17 protein-coding genes are annotated in these 16542 nt (G+C 45.3%); all 17 read left to right on the top strand.

Annotation, left to right across the window (positions count from 1 at the left end; all coding sequences use genetic code 11):
• Positions 1–5 precede the first annotated feature (5 nt).
• A complete protein-coding gene (locus HMPREF9378_RS06050; protein ID WP_002897914.1) occupies positions 6–1148 on the top strand; it encodes a glucose-1-phosphate adenylyltransferase in 1143 nt (380 codons plus the stop codon).
• Positions 1138–2277, top strand: a complete 1140-nt coding sequence (gene glgD, locus HMPREF9378_RS06055) for a glucose-1-phosphate adenylyltransferase subunit GlgD (RefSeq protein WP_002900749.1) — start codon at positions 1138–1140, stop codon at positions 2275–2277. Before HMPREF9378_RS06050 ends, glgD begins: the two co-directional genes overlap by 11 nt.
• Positions 2274–3704, top strand: coding sequence for a glycogen synthase GlgA (gene glgA / locus HMPREF9378_RS06060; protein ID WP_002900748.1), 1431 nt, complete (start codon positions 2274–2276; stop codon positions 3702–3704). The genes glgD and glgA overlap by 4 nt, the downstream gene beginning before the upstream one ends.
• 212 nt (positions 3705–3916) lie before the next feature.
• Complete coding sequence (locus tag HMPREF9378_RS06065) at positions 3917–6313, top strand: glycogen/starch/alpha-glucan phosphorylase (protein WP_002900747.1); 2397 nt, start codon at positions 3917–3919, stop codon at positions 6311–6313.
• Between the two features lie 142 nt (positions 6314–6455).
• On the top strand, positions 6456–6956 hold the full coding sequence (locus tag HMPREF9378_RS06070) for a phosphatase PAP2 family protein (protein ID WP_002900746.1): 501 nt from the start codon (positions 6456–6458) through the stop codon (positions 6954–6956).
• 137 nt (positions 6957–7093) lie between these two features.
• A complete protein-coding gene (gene manA / locus HMPREF9378_RS06075; protein WP_002913739.1) occupies positions 7094–8035 on the top strand; it encodes a mannose-6-phosphate isomerase, class I in 942 nt (313 codons plus the stop codon).
• Positions 8036–8299: 264 nt separating this feature from the next.
• Complete coding sequence (locus HMPREF9378_RS06080; RefSeq protein WP_002913737.1) at positions 8300–8500, top strand: F0F1 ATP synthase subunit C; 201 nt, start codon at positions 8300–8302, stop codon at positions 8498–8500.
• A gap of 42 nt (positions 8501–8542) precedes the next feature.
• On the top strand, positions 8543–9256 hold the full coding sequence (gene atpB / locus HMPREF9378_RS06085) for a F0F1 ATP synthase subunit A (RefSeq protein WP_002912078.1): 714 nt from the start codon (positions 8543–8545) through the stop codon (positions 9254–9256).
• 19 nt (positions 9257–9275) lie between these two features.
• Positions 9276–9770, top strand: a complete 495-nt coding sequence (gene atpF / locus HMPREF9378_RS06090; RefSeq protein WP_002912080.1) for a F0F1 ATP synthase subunit B — start codon at positions 9276–9278, stop codon at positions 9768–9770.
• Complete coding sequence (locus tag HMPREF9378_RS06095) at positions 9770–10306, top strand: F0F1 ATP synthase subunit delta (protein WP_002904151.1); 537 nt, start codon at positions 9770–9772, stop codon at positions 10304–10306. The genes atpF and HMPREF9378_RS06095 overlap by 1 nt, the downstream gene beginning before the upstream one ends.
• Before the next feature lie 15 nt (positions 10307–10321).
• Complete coding sequence (gene atpA / locus HMPREF9378_RS06100) at positions 10322–11827, top strand: F0F1 ATP synthase subunit alpha (protein ID WP_002895997.1); 1506 nt, start codon at positions 10322–10324, stop codon at positions 11825–11827.
• A 15-nt stretch (positions 11828–11842) separates the two neighbouring features.
• On the top strand, positions 11843–12724 hold the full coding sequence (locus tag HMPREF9378_RS06105) for a F0F1 ATP synthase subunit gamma (RefSeq protein ID WP_002895995.1): 882 nt from the start codon (positions 11843–11845) through the stop codon (positions 12722–12724).
• Between the two features lie 38 nt (positions 12725–12762).
• The gene (gene atpD, locus HMPREF9378_RS06110; RefSeq protein WP_002897903.1) at positions 12763–14169 is read left to right on the top strand and encodes a F0F1 ATP synthase subunit beta; all 1407 of its coding nucleotides are present in this window, start codon (positions 12763–12765) and stop codon (positions 14167–14169) included.
• A 7-nt stretch (positions 14170–14176) separates the two neighbouring features.
• Complete coding sequence (locus tag HMPREF9378_RS06115) at positions 14177–14599, top strand: F0F1 ATP synthase subunit epsilon (protein WP_002900740.1); 423 nt, start codon at positions 14177–14179, stop codon at positions 14597–14599.
• 173 nt (positions 14600–14772) lie between these two features.
• Positions 14773–15003 carry a DUF1146 family protein gene (locus tag HMPREF9378_RS06120; RefSeq protein ID WP_002895990.1) on the top strand — a complete coding sequence of 77 codons (231 nt, stop codon included), beginning with the start codon at positions 14773–14775 and terminating at the stop codon, positions 15001–15003.
• A 67-nt stretch (positions 15004–15070) separates the two neighbouring features.
• Positions 15071–16351: a UDP-N-acetylglucosamine 1-carboxyvinyltransferase gene (gene murA, locus HMPREF9378_RS06125; protein WP_002900738.1), complete on the top strand. Its 1281-nt coding sequence runs from the start codon at positions 15071–15073 to the stop codon at positions 16349–16351.
• The gene (locus tag HMPREF9378_RS06130; RefSeq protein ID WP_002900736.1) at positions 16344–16526 is read left to right on the top strand and encodes a DNA-directed RNA polymerase subunit beta; all 183 of its coding nucleotides are present in this window, start codon (positions 16344–16346) and stop codon (positions 16524–16526) included. Before murA ends, HMPREF9378_RS06130 begins: the two co-directional genes overlap by 8 nt.
• Positions 16527–16542 lie beyond the last annotated feature (16 nt).

Here is a 16542-nt window from a genome sequence, read left to right as displayed (position 1 = left end):
AGTCTATGAAGAATGAAATGCTAGCTTTGATTCTTGCCGGCGGGCAAGGAACTCGTCTTGGAAAGCTCACACAGAGTATCGCAAAACCTGCGGTACAGTTTGGCGGCCGCTATCGTATTATTGACTTCGCCTTGTCTAACTGTGCCAACTCCGGTATTCACAATGTCGGTGTCATTACTCAATACCAACCACTAGCTCTGAACAGTCATATCGGAAATGGTTCTAGCTGGGGGCTCGATGGTATTAACTCGGGCGTGTCCATTCTTCAGCCTTATTCTGCGAGCGAAGGAAATCGTTGGTTTGAAGGTACCAGCCATGCGATTTATCAAAATATTGACTATATCGACAGTATCAATCCTGAGTATGTCCTGATTTTGTCTGGGGACCATATCTACAAGATGGACTATGATGATATGCTTCAATCTCACAAGGACAACAATGCCAGCCTGACAGTTGCTGTTTTGGATGTGCCTCTCAAAGAAGCCAGCCGTTTTGGTATCATGAATACAGATGCTAATAATCGGATTGTTGAATTTGAAGAAAAACCAGAACATCCTAAGTCAACCAAGGCTTCTATGGGGATTTATATCTTTGACTGGCAGCGTCTGCGCAATATGCTGGTAGCTGCTGAAAAGAGTAATGTGGATATGTCTGACTTTGGTAAGAATGTTATCCCTAACTATCTTGAATCTGGAGAAAGCGTTTATGCTTATGACTTTGCAGGCTATTGGAAAGACGTTGGTACAGTAGAGTCTCTCTGGGAAGCCAACATGGAATACATCAGCCCAGAAAATGCTCTGGATAGCCGCAATCGTCGCTGGAAAATTTATTCTCGCAACTTGATTTCTCCGCCAAACTTCATCAGTGAAAATTCCCATGTAGAAGATTCGCTGGTCGTTGATGGCTGTTTCGTTGACGGTACAGTAAAACACTCTATTCTTTCTACTGGTGCTCAAGTCAAAAAGGGCGCAGTCATTGAAGACTCTGTCATCATGAGTGGAGCTGTTATTGGCAAAGACGCTAAGATCAAGCGGGCCATTATCGGTGAAGGGGCTATCATCTCTGATGGTGTAGAGATTGATGGTACAGAGGAAGTATATGTTGTTGGATACAACGAGAAAGTGGGGGTACCAAAAGATGAAGATTGATAAATACTCAGCAATTTTAGGAAATACAGTCGGCTTTCATGATATGTCAACTCTGACAAATCATCGTCCAGTAGCCAGCTTGCCATTCGGTGGGAAATACCGTTTGATTGACTTCCCGCTTTCAAGTCTTGCCAATGCTGGTATCCGCAGTGTCTTTGGTATCTTCCAGCAGGACAATATCAGCTCTGTTTTTGACCATATTCGTTCAGGTCGTGAGTGGGGTCTGTCTACTTTGCTTAGCCACTATTACCTAGGAATCTACAATACTCGTGTAGAAAGCTCTACAGTCGGTGAGGAATACTATGATCAGCTTTTGACCTATCTGAAACGCTCTGGTTCCAACCAAACGGTCGCACTTAACTGCGATATCTTGGTCAATATTGACCTCAATCAAGTTTTCCATTTGCACAATACAACAGAACAGCCGATTACAGTTGTCTATAAGAAATTGCATAAGGAAAATATTTCGGATGTAAATGCTGTCCTAGATATTGATGAGACGGACCATGTTAGAGGTCATAAACTCTTTGATGGTCGAGAAGATGCTGAGCTCTTTAATATGTCTACAGACATCTTTGTGTTGGATACTCCATGGCTGATTGAAAAGCTGGAAGAAGAAGCCAAGAAAGAGCATCCGCAAAAACTTCGCTATGTCCTGCGTGATTTAGCAACTCAGGAAGGGGCATTTGCCTACGAATATACAGGCTATCTGGCGAATATCTATTCTGTAGAGACCTACTACAGATCCAATATCGATATGCTTGAAAGTAAGAAATTCTACTCTCTTTTCAGTCCGAACCAAAAGATTTACACAAAGGTTAAGAATGAAGAGCCAACTTACTATGCTGAGTCTTCAAAAGTATCTCGCTCCCAGTTTGCGTCAGGAAGCATTGTGGAAGGTGAGGTCATCAATTCTGTGATTTCGCGGAATACCAAGATTAAGACTGGAAGCAGTGTTAAACACAGTGTTCTCTTCCCTCGAGTGAAAGTTGGAGAAAATGCAACTGTCGAGTACGCGATTGTGGACAAGGGTGTTGAAATTGGCGAAGGAGTGGTGATTCGCGGAACTGCAGAAGACCCAATCGTAGTCAAGAAGAGCCAAAAAGTTACAGAGGACATAATTCGATGAAGATTTTATTTGCAGCAGCAGAAGGAGCCCCATTTTCTAAAACAGGTGGTTTGGGAGACGTTATCGGCGCTCTCCCCAAATCACTGGTCAAGGCTGGCCATGAAGTTGGTGTCATTCTGCCTTACTATGACATGACCCATGCCAAATTTGGCGACCAAGTGGAAGACCTTTTCTACTTTGAAGTCAGTGTTGGCTGGCGTCGCCAGTACGTTGGAGTCAAGCGACTGGTCTTGAATGGTGTGTCCTTCTATTTTATTGACAATCAGCATTATTTCTTCCGCGGCCATGTTTACGGGGATTTTGATGATGGTGAGCGCTTTGCTTACTTCCAGTTAGCAGCGGTTGAGCTGATGGAGCGGATTGATTTCATTCCAGATGTTCTGCATGTTCACGATTATCATACAGCTATGATTCCTTTCTTGGTTAAGGAAAAATACCATTGGATTCAAGCATATCAGAATATCAAGACTGTCTTGACCATCCATAATCTGGAGTTCCAAGGTCAGTTCCCTGACAGCATGCTTTGGGAACTATTTGGAGTGGGCTATGAGCGCTATGCAGATGGCACCCTACGTTGGAATGACTGTCTCAATTGGATGAAGGCTGGTATTCTCTATGCGGACCGAGTGACAACTGTATCACCTAGCTATGCAGGCGAAATCCGTACACCAGAATTTGGCTGCAATTTGGATCAAATCCTGCGGATGGAGTCCGGTAAGCTGGTCGGAATTGTCAACGGTATAGATACAGATATCTATAATCCAGAAACGGATCCGCTATTAGCCCATCACTTTAACAAATCTGACTTATCTGGTAAACTAGAAAACAAGCGAGCTTTGCAAGAGCGAGTTGGTCTGCCTGTGCGTGATGATGTGCCGGTAGTTGGGATTGTTTCCCGTCTGACCCGTCAGAAAGGCTTTGATTTGGTAGTGGAAGAGCTGCATAATCTCCTCCAGGAAGATGTGCAGATTATCCTCTTGGGAACAGGGGATCCAGCTTTTGAGCAGGCTTTCGCTTGGTTTGGTCATGCCTATCCTGATAAGCTTTCAGCTAATATTCTCTTTGATGTAACCTTGGCTCAGGAGATCTACGCTGCCAGCGATATTTTCCTCATGCCAAGCCGCTTCGAACCTTGTGGCCTTTCACAAATGATGGCCATGCGCTACGGAACCTTGCCTTTGGTGCATGAAGTGGGCGGTCTGCGTGATACCGTCGAGCCTTACAATGTCTATACAGGACAGGGAACTGGCTTTAGCTTCAATAACTTTTCTGGCTACTGGCTGACTTGGACCTTCAAGGAAGCACTCAAGCTCTATGCCGATGACAAGGAAGCTTGGAAATCTCTGCAAGAACAGGCGATGGAAAGAGACTTCTCTTGGGATACAGCCAGCAAGGCTTACAGTGATTTATATCAATCACTTTTATAACATTTACTTTGGAATCAGTATAAAAAATCCTCTCTTGCCCATTGGACAAGGGAGGATTTCCGTGAGAATTACATTTTTATATATTATCATACTGTGTTGGAGCACTGTTTTTAGCTTGTGGCTGAAGTGAGCGATTCCCATCTTAATTGAAAAAAGTATTTCTACGTTTAAATCTGCTTCCCGTTATTTAGAAAGGGAGATAACCATCCACTATGGAACTAACAAAAGAACGTTTTATTCGAGATTTTAAGGATATTCTACATGAAAGACAGCTGATTAAAGTTGCTGATGCGACTTCAGTGGAGCTTTTTCAGGCTTTAGCCAGCACTATCCGCAAGTATATCACGCCCCTTTGGTTGGAGCGTCGCAATCAGTTGATTGAGCAGCAGCAAAAGACAGCTTATTACTTTTCTATCGAGTTTCTTCCAGGACGCATGCTGGAAACCAATCTGCTCAACTTAGGTATCCTCGATATGGTCAAGGAGGGCTTTGCCGAGTTGGGCGTTGACTTTGAAGATGTCAAGAATGCGGAGTATGACATGGCCTTGGGCAATGGCGGTCTGGGCCGCTTGGCGGCTGCCTTTATGGACTCGCTGGCAACCACTGGCTATCCAGGATTTGGAAATGGGATTCGCTATCGCTATGGACTCTTTAAGCAACGCATCGTAGATGGCTATCAGGTAGAAATTCCTGATGCTTGGTTTGGCAGTCTGGGCAATGTCTGGGAGACCCGTAAGGACCATGATATTGTCGATGTTAAAATCTTCGGAAATGTTTCCCTCCATGCTAATGAAAAGGGCCGGATCGTGCCACTTTATGAGAATTCCAAAACCTTGCGGGCCGTTCCTTACGATGTGCCGCAGATTGGCTTTGGCAATGATAATGTCAATAATCTCCGGCTTTGGGATGTTGAAATTCCAGAGGAGCATGAACTGGACTATCCGACCATTGAGGCTCGTCGCCGGGTGCAAGACATCACTGCTATTCTCTATCCCGACGACTCTAGCTACGAAGGAAAAGAGCTGCGCTTGATCCAGGAATACTTCATGACCAGTGCAGGTCTGCAGACCATTATCAAATCCTACCTCAAGCAAGGGCGTCCGCTCAAGGATATTCATGAGAAGGTCTCTGTCCATATCAACGATACCCACCCAGCGGTTGCACCGGCTGAGTTTATGCGTCTCTTGATGGATGAGTACGATTTGGAATGGGCAGATGCTTGGAATGCTACGGTTAACACCATGAGCTATACCAACCATACCATTCTGTCTGAAGCCTTGGAAAAATGGGATGCAGAGCTCTTTAAGAATGTCCTGCCGCGGGTTTATCAGATTATCCTTGAAATTGACAACCGCTATGTAGCTGAAATGGCTGGGCGTGGCCTTGATCCGCAAGTCATCGAAAACACTCGGATTGTCAAGGACAATCAAATCCACATGGCTCACTTGGCTATCATCGGTGGTCATTCAATCAATGGTGTTGCCAAACTCCACACAGAACTGCTCAAAGAAGACACCTTGCGTGATTTTTACAGCATTTACCCAGAGAAGTTTAATAACAAGACCAATGGCATTATCCAGCGCCGCTGGCTGCAAATTGCGGATGAGCCTTTATCGGCTGAGATTGATAAGCTGATTGGTAAGGGCTGGCGAAGCGATATCCATGAGCTGCGTAAGCTTTTGGAATTCAAGGACAATCAGCAAGTGCTGGGCGATTTTTATCGAGTGAAGCAAGAAGCCAAGGCTCGTCTGGCTGACTTCATCAAGGAATCAACAGGAGTGGAAGTCTCTACAGAAGCCATCTTTGATGTCCAGGTGAAACGTCTCCACGCTTACAAGCGTCAGCTACTCAACCTGCTTCATATCATCAAGCTCTACTGGGACCTCAAGGACGATCCTGACAAGGATATGGTGCCACGCGTCTTTATCTTCGGTGCCAAGGCTGCTCCAGGCTACCACTTTGCTAAGTCTGTTATCAAGCTAATCAATGAAGTAGCCAATCTGGTCAACAAGGATGAAAGCCTGCAAGGCAAACTCAAGGTTGTTTTCCTAGAAAACTACCGGGTCAGCCTAGCTGAGCTCATCATTCCTGCAGCAGATGTATCAGAGCAGATTTCTCTGGCTTCCAAGGAGGCTTCTGGTACTTCCAACATGAAGTTCATGATGACAGGTGCCATTACCTTGGCTACTCTGGATGGAGCCAATATCGAAATCAAGGACGAGGTCGGTGACGACAATATTGTCATCTTTGGGATGGACAAGGACCAAGTTTACGAGCACTATGCCCGCCACGATTACTACTCACGCGGTGTCTATGAAAGCAATCCAGATATTCGCCGAGTGGTCGATACCTTTGTCAACGGCACCATTCCAAACGTCCGTGAAGAAGGATCTGAAATCTATGAAGCCCTCATTACCCACAATGACGAATACTTCCTTTTGGAAGACTTTCATGCCTATGTAGAAGCTCAAGAGAAGATTGATGCTCTCTATCGTGACAAAGAAAAATGGGCCCGCATGAGCTTGATTAATATCGCTACATCAGACAAGTTTACTTCAGACGATACCATTGAGCAATATGCCAAGGAAATCTGGAACTTGGAGAAATAATACTCCTGAGAAAACATGAACAATAAGAGATTGGGGCCTGGGCCTCAGTCTCTTTTGCTATCCATCTACCATCTTGTCTAGAAATATGCTATAGTAGAGAAAGTATGAGAATCCAACTTTTAGAAAAGCAGGGTAAGAAAGCATGAAAGACTACACGATTTTTTATCAACAATTAACGGCTCCTTTTCGCAGTCGCCCTCAGTGGCTGAAAGGGCTGGTTTACTTCAATAGGGGAATGACCCTCTTCATACCTATTGTTTATGGTCTCGTTCTAATTAGTGCCTTTCTGACGGAAGACTGGAAAGGGCTGCTTACTTTTTTCTTCTTACCAGCCATTGGATTTGCTCTGTTGTCAGCTATTCGCAAACGGCTGAATCAAGCACGCCCTTACGAGAAATGGGCTATTCAACCCTTGCTGGCTAAGGATACATCAGGCAAGTCCATGCCCAGCCGCCATGTCTTTTCGGCTACAGTGATTTCCATGTGCCTGCTCTACTTTTTCTGGCTGCCGGGGCTTATCTGCCTCTTGCTTTCAGCAGGGCTGGCCGTAGTGCGTGTGATTGGCGGTGTGCACTATCCAAAGGATGTGCTGGTCGGCTATCTTTGCGGCATTTTCTGGGGAGCTTTACTCTTTTTATTATAAAGGACCTGTTTTCAGCAGAGAGTAGACAAAGGACTTCCAGCTATATTATAATAGAAGCAGTAACAACCGTTTCGACACCAAGGATTATTCCTTGGATTATTCCTTGGTGGATCTAAAAAATATTTAAGGAGAAAACTATGTCAGAACCATTATTTCTACAGTCTGTGATGCAGGAGAAGATCTGGGGCGGAACCAAGCTGCGCGATGTCTTTGGCTATGAGATTCCCAGCAACCATGTAGGGGAGTACTGGGCTATCTCGGCTCATCCCAATGGTGTGTCAACCGTCAAGAACGGACGATTTGCCGGCCAGAAGTTAGATGTTCTCTATGCCGAGCACCGTGAGCTTTTTGGCAATCGTCCGGAACCAGTCTTTCCACTTTTGACGAAGATTTTAGATGCCAATGACTGGCTTAGTGTTCAGGTCCATCCTGATGATGCCTATGGACTAGAGCACGAAGGGGAGCTTGGTAAGACTGAATGCTGGTATGTCATTGCTGCAGACGAAGGAGCAGAGATTATTTATGGTCACAATGCCAAGAGCAAGGAAGAGCTGCGCCAGCAGATTGAGAGCAAGGACTGGGACCGTCTCCTGACCAAAATCCCAGTCAAGGCTGGTGACTTCTTCTATGTACCAAGTGGCACCATGCATGCCATTGGCTCGGGGATTCTGATTTTAGAAACTCAGCAGTCCAGTGACACAACCTACCGTGTCTATGACTTTGATCGTAAGGACGATGCTGGTAATCTTCGTGAGCTGCATTTGGAGCAGTCGATTGACGTTCTGACTATCGGTGATCCAGCCAATAGCCGTCCTGTTACCATTCAGGCAGATAGTTTGACTTCTACTCTTTTGGTGGCCAATGACTTCTTTGCTGTTTACAAGTGGGATATTGCCGGTTCAGTCAATTTTAAAAAGACAGCAGACTATAGCTTGGTCAGTGTCTTGGAAGGTGTCGGTGAGCTAGAAGTTGGTGGGGCAGTTTATCCTCTTGAAAAAGGGGAGCATTTCATCCTGCCTAGCGATGTCACAGAATGGACCTTGTCTGGAGATATGCAGTTGATTGTTAGCCATCCATAATCATAGAAAAATCAAGAGCAAATAATCACTTTGCTCTTTTTTCTTTAAAAAACATATGAAATAAGTGAAATTTTAATCACTTTCTTCTTATTTATATAGCAGAATAGTTTGTATATCAATAATAATTCAATTGTTTTGACAAGAAAATTTATAAATCAAAAGAAAGAAACAAAAAACGCTTACAATGGTGGCAAAAGATTGACTATTCGATATTTTAGGAGTAAACTAAGGAAGTAAATTTTAAAATATAAAGGAGAAGTCATCATGAATTTAACATTTTTAGGACTTTGTCTTGCCTGTATGGGTGTTTCGATTGCAGAAGGAATGCTTATGAGTAACCTTTTCAAATCAGCGTCTCGTCAGCCAGAGATTATCGGTCAATTAAGAACTTTGATGATTATGGGGATTGCCTTTATCGAAGGTACTTTCTTTGTAACATTGGTTATGGCATTCATCATCAAGTAAGAACAGGAAAGTTTTTCATCTTTAGAAAAGGAGGGGAGTTAGTTGGAAGAAAGTGTAAATCCAACCATTCAGTTAGGTCCTGTGACCTTTGATTTGACCCTGCTTGCTATGTCTCTTTTAGCTGTTCTCATGGTCTTTGCCTTTGTTTATTGGGCGAGCCGCAAGATGACCCTTAAGCCGTCGGGAAAGCAAAATGCCTTAGAATATCTCTATGATTTTGTGATTGACTTTACCAAGGGAAATATCGGAAGCAAATATATGAAGAATTATTCTTTGTTTTTGTTTTCACTTTTCTTGTTTTTGGTAATAGCCAATAACCTTGGTCTCATGGCAAAATTGCAAACGACCAGCGGTGAAAATCTTTGGACGTCACCAACGGCTAACCTCGGTTTTGACCTTAGCATGTCTTTCTTGATCACTTTGATTTGCCATGTAGAAGGCATTCGTCGCCGAGGCGTGAAAAAATATCTGAAAGCTTTTGCGACACCGGGCTTTATGACGCCAATGAATATCTTGGAAGAGTTCACCAACTTCGCTTCTTTAGCCTTGCGGATTTACGGGAATATCTTTGCAGGGGAAGTTTTAGCTGGTTTGCTGGTGACCCTTTCTCATCAGGCTTTTTATTGGTACCCAGTAGCTTTTGTTGCTAATTTTGTATGGACAGCTTTTTCCGTTTTTATTTCTTGCATTCAGGCTTATGTTTTCACTATGTTGACATCCATGTACTTGGGCAAGAAAATTAATGGTGAGGAATAAAGAGAAAGGAGTCGAATAAATGAATATAACCATAGGTGAATTGATTGGAAACTTTATCCTTGTGGCAGGTTCCTTTCTTCTTTTGATTGTCCTCATCAAAAAATTTGCTTGGGGCAATATCACCAGCATTTTTGAAGAAAGAGCAAAGAAAATTTCTGACGATATTGATAGTGCAGAATCTGCGCGTCAAAAAGCAGAAGAACTGGCTCAAAAGCGGGAGCATGAGTTGGCAGGAAGTCGTGCGGAAGCCGTTACTATCGTTGAAACAGCTAAGGAGACAGCTGAAAAGAACAAGGCTGGAATCCTAGCTAATGCGGCAGAAGAAGCAGGGCGTTTGAAAGCTAAAGCCAATCAGGAAATTGCCCAAAACAAGGCAGAGGCTATGAGCAGCATCAAAGGAGAAGTAGCCGACTTGACAGTAACTCTGGCTAGTAAGATTTTGAGTCAGGAGCTGGATAAGGAAGCTCAGAGCGAGCTCATTGACCGCTATATCAAACAGTTAGGAGATGCCTGATGGATAAGAAGCAATATGCAATCATTGAGAAATATGCTTTGCCTTTTGTTCAGACGGTCTTTGAAAAAGGTCAGCAAGAAGATGTTTTTGAAAAACTGAGTCAGATTAAGGCTGTTTTCGCGGAGACTGGCCTTGCTGACTTTTTGTCACATATCGGCATCAGTGACCACGAGAAAGAAAAGAGTCTGCGGCTCTTTCAAAACTCAGGCTCCCAGCTGCTTGATAATCTGATTGAAATTGTCATTCTCAATCATCGCGAGGACCTCTTTTATGAGATTGTGCTGGAGAGTCAGCACCAGCTTGAAAAGATCAGCAATGAGTTTGAGGTGACGCTGCGCTCTGTTCAGCCTTTGACAGCCAGTCAGAAGGAGAAGATTCGGCCGATTATTGAGCAGAAGATGGGCCTAAAAGTCCGTTCGCTCAAGGAAGAATTGGACAGCAGCTTGATTGGCGGCTTTGTCATCTCTGCCAATAACAAAACAATTGATGCAAGCATAAAACGTCAATTGCAAGTCGTAAAAGAAAAATTGAAATAGAAAGTGGTGTGAATTTTGGCGATTAACGCACAAGAAATCAGCGCTTTAATTAAGCAACAAATTGAAAATTTCCAGCCAAATTTTGACGTCACAGAAACAGGGGTCGTCACTTATATTGGTGATGGAATTGCGCGTGCTCATGGACTGGATAAGGCTATGAGCGGAGAGCTGTTAATCTTTGAAAATGGCTCTTATGGTATGGCGCAAAATCTAGAGTCGACCGATGTTGGGATTATCATCTTGGGAGACTTTACAGACATTCGTGAGGGAGATACCATTCGCCGGACTGGTAAAATCATGGAAGTTCCTGTGGGCGAGGCCTTGATTGGACGGGTTGTTGATCCGCTGGGGCGTCCTGTTGATGGACTTGGTGATATTGTCACGGACAAGACACGTCCAGTTGAAACGCCGGCTCCGGGTGTCATGCAGCGTAAGTCAGTATCTGAGCCTTTGCAGACAGGTCTCAAGGCTATTGATGCCTTGGTTCCGATTGGCCGTGGCCAGCGGGAGCTGATTATCGGGGACCGTCAGACTGGGAAGACGACCATTGCCATTGATGCCATCCTGAACCAGAAAGGTCAGGATATGATTTGTATCTATGTGGCAATTGGACAGAAAGAATCTACAGTCCGTACGCAGGTAGAAACGCTCCGTCAGTATGGTGCTTTAGACTATACGATTGTCGTGACAGCCTCTGCTTCACAGCCGTCGCCTTTGCTTTTCCTAGCGCCTTATGCTGGTGTAGCGATGGCAGAAGAGTTCATGTATAATGGCAAGCATGTTTTGATTGTCTATGATGACTTGTCTAAGCAGGCGGTGGCCTACCGTGAACTGTCCCTCCTGCTCCGTCGTCCGCCAGGCCGTGAGGCCTTTCCAGGGGATGTTTTCTATCTGCATAGCCGTCTCTTGGAGCGTTCAGCCAAGGTTTCTGATGAGCTGGGCGGTGGTTCGATTACAGCTCTGCCATTTATTGAAACGCAGGCAGGAGACATTTCGGCTTATATCGCGACCAACGTGATTTCAATCACTGATGGACAAATTTTCCTCAGCGACAGCTTGTTCAATGCTGGGGTACGTCCGGCCATTGATGCAGGTTCTTCTGTATCACGGGTTGGTGGCTCAGCCCAAATCAAGGCTATGAAGAAAGTAGCTGGAACCCTGCGTATCGACCTGGCTTCTTATCGGGAGCTGGAGGCCTTTACTAAGTTTGGTAGTGATTTGGATGCGGCAACGCAGGCCAAGCTCAATCGTGGCCGCAGGACTGTAGAAGTCTTGAAGCAGCCGATTCATGAGCCGCTGCCGGTTGAAAAACAGGTCGTGATTCTCTATGCTTTGACCCATGGTTTCTTAGACAGTGTGCCAGTAGACGATATTCTGCGCTTTGAGTCAGAACTATTTGCCTACTTTGATGCACATCAAGAAAGCATTTATGAAACCATTCGGACAACGAAAGACCTTCCAAGTGAGGAAGTCTTGGATGCTGCCATTACTGAGTTTATTGACCAGTCTAGCTTCAAATAGAAATAGAGGTGTCAGATGGCAGTTTCATTAAATGATATTAAAAATAAAATTGCATCCACGAAAAACACCAGTCAAATCACCAATGCCATGCAGATGGTTTCTGCTGCTAAGCTGGGAAAATCTGAGGAAGCAGCTAAGAACTTTCAGGTCTATGCCCAGAAAGTTCGTAAGTTAGTTACGGATATGCTGCATGGCCACGAGGCAGAAAATGCCCGTCATCACTCGATGTTAATCAGTCGGCCAGTTAAGAAATCAGCCTATATCGTCATTACTTCTGACCGCGGGCTGGTAGGTGGCTACAATGCGACTATCCTTAAGGCTTTGATGGAGCTGAAAGCTGAGTACCATCCGACTGGAGAGGACTTTGAAGTCATCTGTATCGGAAGTGTCGGTGCGGATTTCTTCCGAGCTCGGGGGATTCAGCCAGTTTATGAGCTGCGTGGTCTAGCCGATCAACCTAGCTTTGATGAAGTCCGTAAAATCATTAGCAAGACCATTGAGATGTATCAGAATGAGCTCTTCGATGAGCTCTATGTCTGCTATAATCACCATGTCAACAGTCTGACCAGTCAGATGCGGGTGGAGCAGATGCTGCCAATTATTGACTTGGACCCCAATGAAGCTGATGAAGATTATACGCTGAATCTGGAACTGGAGTCCAGTCGGGATTCTATCTTGGACCAACTGCTGCCCCAGTTTGCAGAGAGCATGATTTACGGTGCTATTATTGATGCCAAGACGGCTGAGAATGCTGCCGGCATGACTGCTATGCAGACAGCGACAGACAATGCTAAAAAGGTCATCAGTGATTTGACTATTCAGTACAACCGCGCTCGGCAGGCTGCCATTACGCAGGAAATTACTGAAATCGTGGCGGGTGCAAGTGCCCTAGAATAAGGCCACAAATGAATTAGAAATTAAACGAGGGAAAAAACATGAGCTCAGGCAAAATTGCTCAGGTTATCGGGCCGGTCGTAGACGTTGCGTTTGCTGCCGGAGACAAACTACCTGAGATAAATAATGCACTTGTAGTCTATAAAAATGATGAGAAAAAATCAAAAATCGTCCTTGAAGTAGCTCTTGAGCTTGGTGACGGTGTGGTGCGGACCATTGCCATGGAGTCGACCGATGGTTTGACGCGTGGTTTAGAGGTCTTGGATACTGGTCGTCCGATTTCTGTGCCAGTCGGCAAGGAAACTCTGGGGCGGGTGTTCAATGTCCTTGGGGATACTATTGACTTGGATGCGCCATTTCCTGCTGATGCAGAGCGCCAGCCGATTCATAAGAAGGCACCGACCTTTGATGAACTATCGACTTCATCAGAAATCTTGGAAACAGGGATCAAGGTTATCGACCTTCTAGCTCCTTATCTGAAAGGTGGGAAAGTTGGTCTCTTTGGTGGTGCCGGAGTTGGGAAGACTGTCCTGATTCAGGAATTGATCCACAATATTGCCCAAGAACACGGGGGGATTTCTGTCTTTACGGGTGTTGGTGAACGGACGCGTGAAGGGAATGACCTCTACTGGGAAATGAAAGAGTCTGGCGTTATCGAAAAGACCGCTATGGTCTTTGGTCAGATGAATGAACCGCCAGGAGCTCGGATGCGGGTTGCTCTTACCGGACTGACTATCGCGGAATATTTCCGTGATGTGGAAGGTCAGGATGTGTTGCTCTTTATTGACAACATCTTCCGCTTTACGCAGGCTGGTTCGGAAGTGTCTGCCCTTTTGGGCCGCATGCCGTCAGCCGTTGGTTACCAACCGACACTTGCGACGGAAATGGGACAGTTACAAGAAAGGATCACATCGACCAAGAAAGGTTCCGTTACTTCCATCCAGGCTATTTATGTGCCAGCGGATGACTATACTGACCCTGCGCCAGCGACAGCTTTTGCTCACTTAGACTCTACGACCAACCTAGAACGGAAATTGGTTCAGTTAGGGATTTATCCAGCCGTGGATCCACTGGCTTCCAGCTCTCGTGCCCTTTCACCAGAGATTGTCGGAGAAGAGCACTATGCAGTGGCAGCAGAGGTTAAGCGGGTCTTGCAACGTTATCATGAATTGCAGGATATCATTGCTATCCTTGGTATGGATGAGTTGTCTGACGATGAGAAGACTTTGGTTGCACGTGCGCGGCGGATTCAGTTCTTCCTGTCACAGAACTTCAATGTGGCGGAGCAATTTACCGGTCAGCCAGGTTCTTATGTACCAGTAGCTGAAACGGTTCGTGGTTTCAAGGAAATCCTTGAAGGTAAGCACGATAAGCTGCCAGAAGACGCTTTCCGTGGTGTGGGCTCCATCGAGGATGTATTGGCCAAGGCTGAGAAAATGGGATTCTAAGAGGTGAATGATGGCTCAAATGACAGTACAAATCGTGACACCGGATGGTCTTATTTATGATCACCATGCTGCATTTGTTTCCGTAAAGACCATTGATGGTGAGCTGGGGATTTTGCCCCGCCACATCAATACCATCGCTGTTTTAGAAGTGGATCAGGTCAAGGTGCGCCGGATTGATGATGACAAGCATATCGACTGGATTGCGGTTAATGGCGGAATCATTGAAATTGCAGATAATGTCATTACCATTGTGGCGGATTCAGCTGAGCGTGAGCGAGATATCGACATTAGTCGGGCTGAGCGGGCTAAGCTCCGAGCTGAGCAAGAAATCGAAGAAGCACATGATAAGCATTTGATTGACCAAGAACGCCGGGCTAAGATTGCCCTGCAACGGGCGATCAACCGGATCAATGTCGGAACAAGATTATAAGAAGCCATTTTGCCTAGATTGATGGAAGTAGTTCATCATCTGGTAATATGCTTTCATGAATACAAACTGAATACGCAAAACTGAGGCAGAACTGTCTCAGTTTTCTTTTCCAAAGAAAAAGGGGGGACTATTTAGTTCGTCCCTGACTGGAGTCTTGTGGTATAATAAAAGTTATGGTAGAAGTTGTTTTTAAATTATGCAGTCATTTGCTCTTTATTTTCTTTGCCTTTCATCTGCTGTCAACGGTTGTTGAGTGGGAGAGATTTTTCAAGGTTAATGCCGATAATGCGATGAAAATTCGCTTTTTGATTCTCTTGTTTAGCATTGCCTTGGGCTATTTAGTCAGCCTTTTCTTCATTGGTATTTACGATATGAGCCGGGCGATTTTTAATGGTACTTTATAAGGTCATATTTTTGATTTTATGGTATGATAGTATGGATGATTTTAAAAATTTAGAGTAAGGAATCGGTATGGAAAAAATTATTATTCAAGGTGGAGATAATCGCTTGGTCGGAAAGGTCAAGATTGAAGGAGCAAAAAATGCGGTCCTGCCTCTCTTAGCAGCGACAGTCTTGGCTAGCGAGGGCCAGTCTGTGCTGAAAAATGTTCCGGTCTTGTCTGATGTCTTTACCATGAACAATGTGGTCCGCGGTTTAAACACTCAGGTGGATTTTAATCAGGAAGAAAATACAGTTGTTGTGGATGCCACCCAGCCTTTGTCTGAGGAGGCGCCTTACAAATATGTCAGCAAAATGCGGGCGTCTATCGTTGTTTTGGGGCCAGTCCTAGCTCGTAATGGTCATGCTAAGGTTTCCATGCCAGGCGGCTGTACGATTGGCAGCCGACCTATTGACTTGCACCTGAAGGGCTTAGAAGCCATGGGCGCTCAGATTACCCAAACAGCGGGTTATATCGAAGCAAAGGCAGAGCGGCTCAAGGGAGCTCACATATACATGGACTTTCCTAGTGTGGGAGCAACGCAAAACATCATGATGGCTGCAACGCTGGCTCAAGGCACCACAGTGATTGAAAATGCTGCTCGGGAGCCTGAAATCGTTGACCTAGCCCTCTTTTTAAATGAAATGGGAGCCAAGGTCAGAGGAGCGGGTACAGAGACTCTGGCTATTGTCGGAGTGGACCAGCTGCGAGGGGCCAAGCATAATGTGGTTCAAGACCGTATCGAAGCAGGAACTTTTATGGTTGCTGCAGCTATGACCAGCGGTGACTTGCTGATTGAGGATGCCATTTGGGAGCACAATCGTCCCCTGCTTTCCAAAATGCAGGAAATGGGAGTGGAAGTGACAGAGGAAGATGAAGGGATTCGGATTCGTTCCGATGTTTCCAAGCTCAGACCGGTTTCGGTCAAGACCCTTCCTTATCCGGGTTTCCCTACCGACATGCAGGCTCAGTTTACGGCGCTCATGGCCATGGCCAAGGGAGAGTCTACGATGATTGAGACTGTTTTTGAGAACCGCTTCCAGCATCTAGAGGAAATGCGTCGGATGGGGTTGCACTCTGATATCATGCGTGATACAGCTCGCATCTGGGGTGGTGGCAGTCTTCAGGGAGCTGAAGTCATGTCAACTGACCTTCGGGCCAGTGCGACTTTGATTTTGATGGGCTTGATTGCTGAAGGCGAGACCAAGGTCAGCAAACTGGTACACTTAGACCGAGGCTACTATAAATTCCATGAAAAATTGGCAGCCTTGGGAGCCAAAGTGAAGCGTGTAAAGGAAGAAGACGATGAGTGAAAATCTTAAATATTTAGGCCGGCAGATTGGCCTTGTTCTGTTGGTTCTCCTGGTAGCCGTGATTCTCTTTTTTGTGGCTTTGATGATTGGCTATAACATTATCGGAAACGGTAAGGGCTCAGTTTTTTCACCAGAAACCTGGCAAGAATTAATCGGGAAGTTTACTGGAAACTAGCTCCTAGTCGAAAAGA

Origin of the sequence: Streptococcus sanguinis SK1 = NCTC 7863, assembly GCF_000194945.1 — a bacterium.
In the GTDB taxonomy this organism is placed as follows: domain Bacteria; phylum Bacillota; class Bacilli; order Lactobacillales; family Streptococcaceae; genus Streptococcus; species Streptococcus sanguinis.
Note: the sequence above shows the minus strand (reverse complement) of the source record. Positions and strands in the feature narration are given on the sequence as shown.

Coding starts and splice junctions, on each gene's coding strand:
- HMPREF9378_RS06050 (WP_002897914.1), top strand. CDS start 6: ATGAAGAATGAAATGCTAGCTTTGATTCTTGCCGGCGGGCAAGGAACT.
- glgD (WP_002900749.1), top strand. CDS start 1,138: ATGAAGATTGATAAATACTCAGCAATTTTAGGAAATACAGTCGGCTTT.
- glgA (WP_002900748.1), top strand. CDS start 2,274: ATGAAGATTTTATTTGCAGCAGCAGAAGGAGCCCCATTTTCTAAAACA.
- HMPREF9378_RS06065 (WP_002900747.1), top strand. CDS start 3,917: ATGGAACTAACAAAAGAACGTTTTATTCGAGATTTTAAGGATATTCTA.
- HMPREF9378_RS06070 (WP_002900746.1), top strand. CDS start 6,456: ATGAAAGACTACACGATTTTTTATCAACAATTAACGGCTCCTTTTCGC.
- manA (WP_002913739.1), top strand. CDS start 7,094: ATGTCAGAACCATTATTTCTACAGTCTGTGATGCAGGAGAAGATCTGG.
- HMPREF9378_RS06080 (WP_002913737.1), top strand. CDS start 8,300: ATGAATTTAACATTTTTAGGACTTTGTCTTGCCTGTATGGGTGTTTCG.
- atpF (WP_002912080.1), top strand. CDS start 9,276: ATGAATATAACCATAGGTGAATTGATTGGAAACTTTATCCTTGTGGCA.
- HMPREF9378_RS06095 (WP_002904151.1), top strand. CDS start 9,770: ATGGATAAGAAGCAATATGCAATCATTGAGAAATATGCTTTGCCTTTT.
- HMPREF9378_RS06105 (WP_002895995.1), top strand. CDS start 11,843: ATGGCAGTTTCATTAAATGATATTAAAAATAAAATTGCATCCACGAAA.
- atpD (WP_002897903.1), top strand. CDS start 12,763: ATGAGCTCAGGCAAAATTGCTCAGGTTATCGGGCCGGTCGTAGACGTT.
- HMPREF9378_RS06115 (WP_002900740.1), top strand. CDS start 14,177: ATGATGGCTCAAATGACAGTACAAATCGTGACACCGGATGGTCTTATT.
- HMPREF9378_RS06120 (WP_002895990.1), top strand. CDS start 14,773: ATGGTAGAAGTTGTTTTTAAATTATGCAGTCATTTGCTCTTTATTTTC.
- murA (WP_002900738.1), top strand. CDS start 15,071: ATGGAAAAAATTATTATTCAAGGTGGAGATAATCGCTTGGTCGGAAAG.
- HMPREF9378_RS06130 (WP_002900736.1), top strand. CDS start 16,344: ATGAGTGAAAATCTTAAATATTTAGGCCGGCAGATTGGCCTTGTTCTG.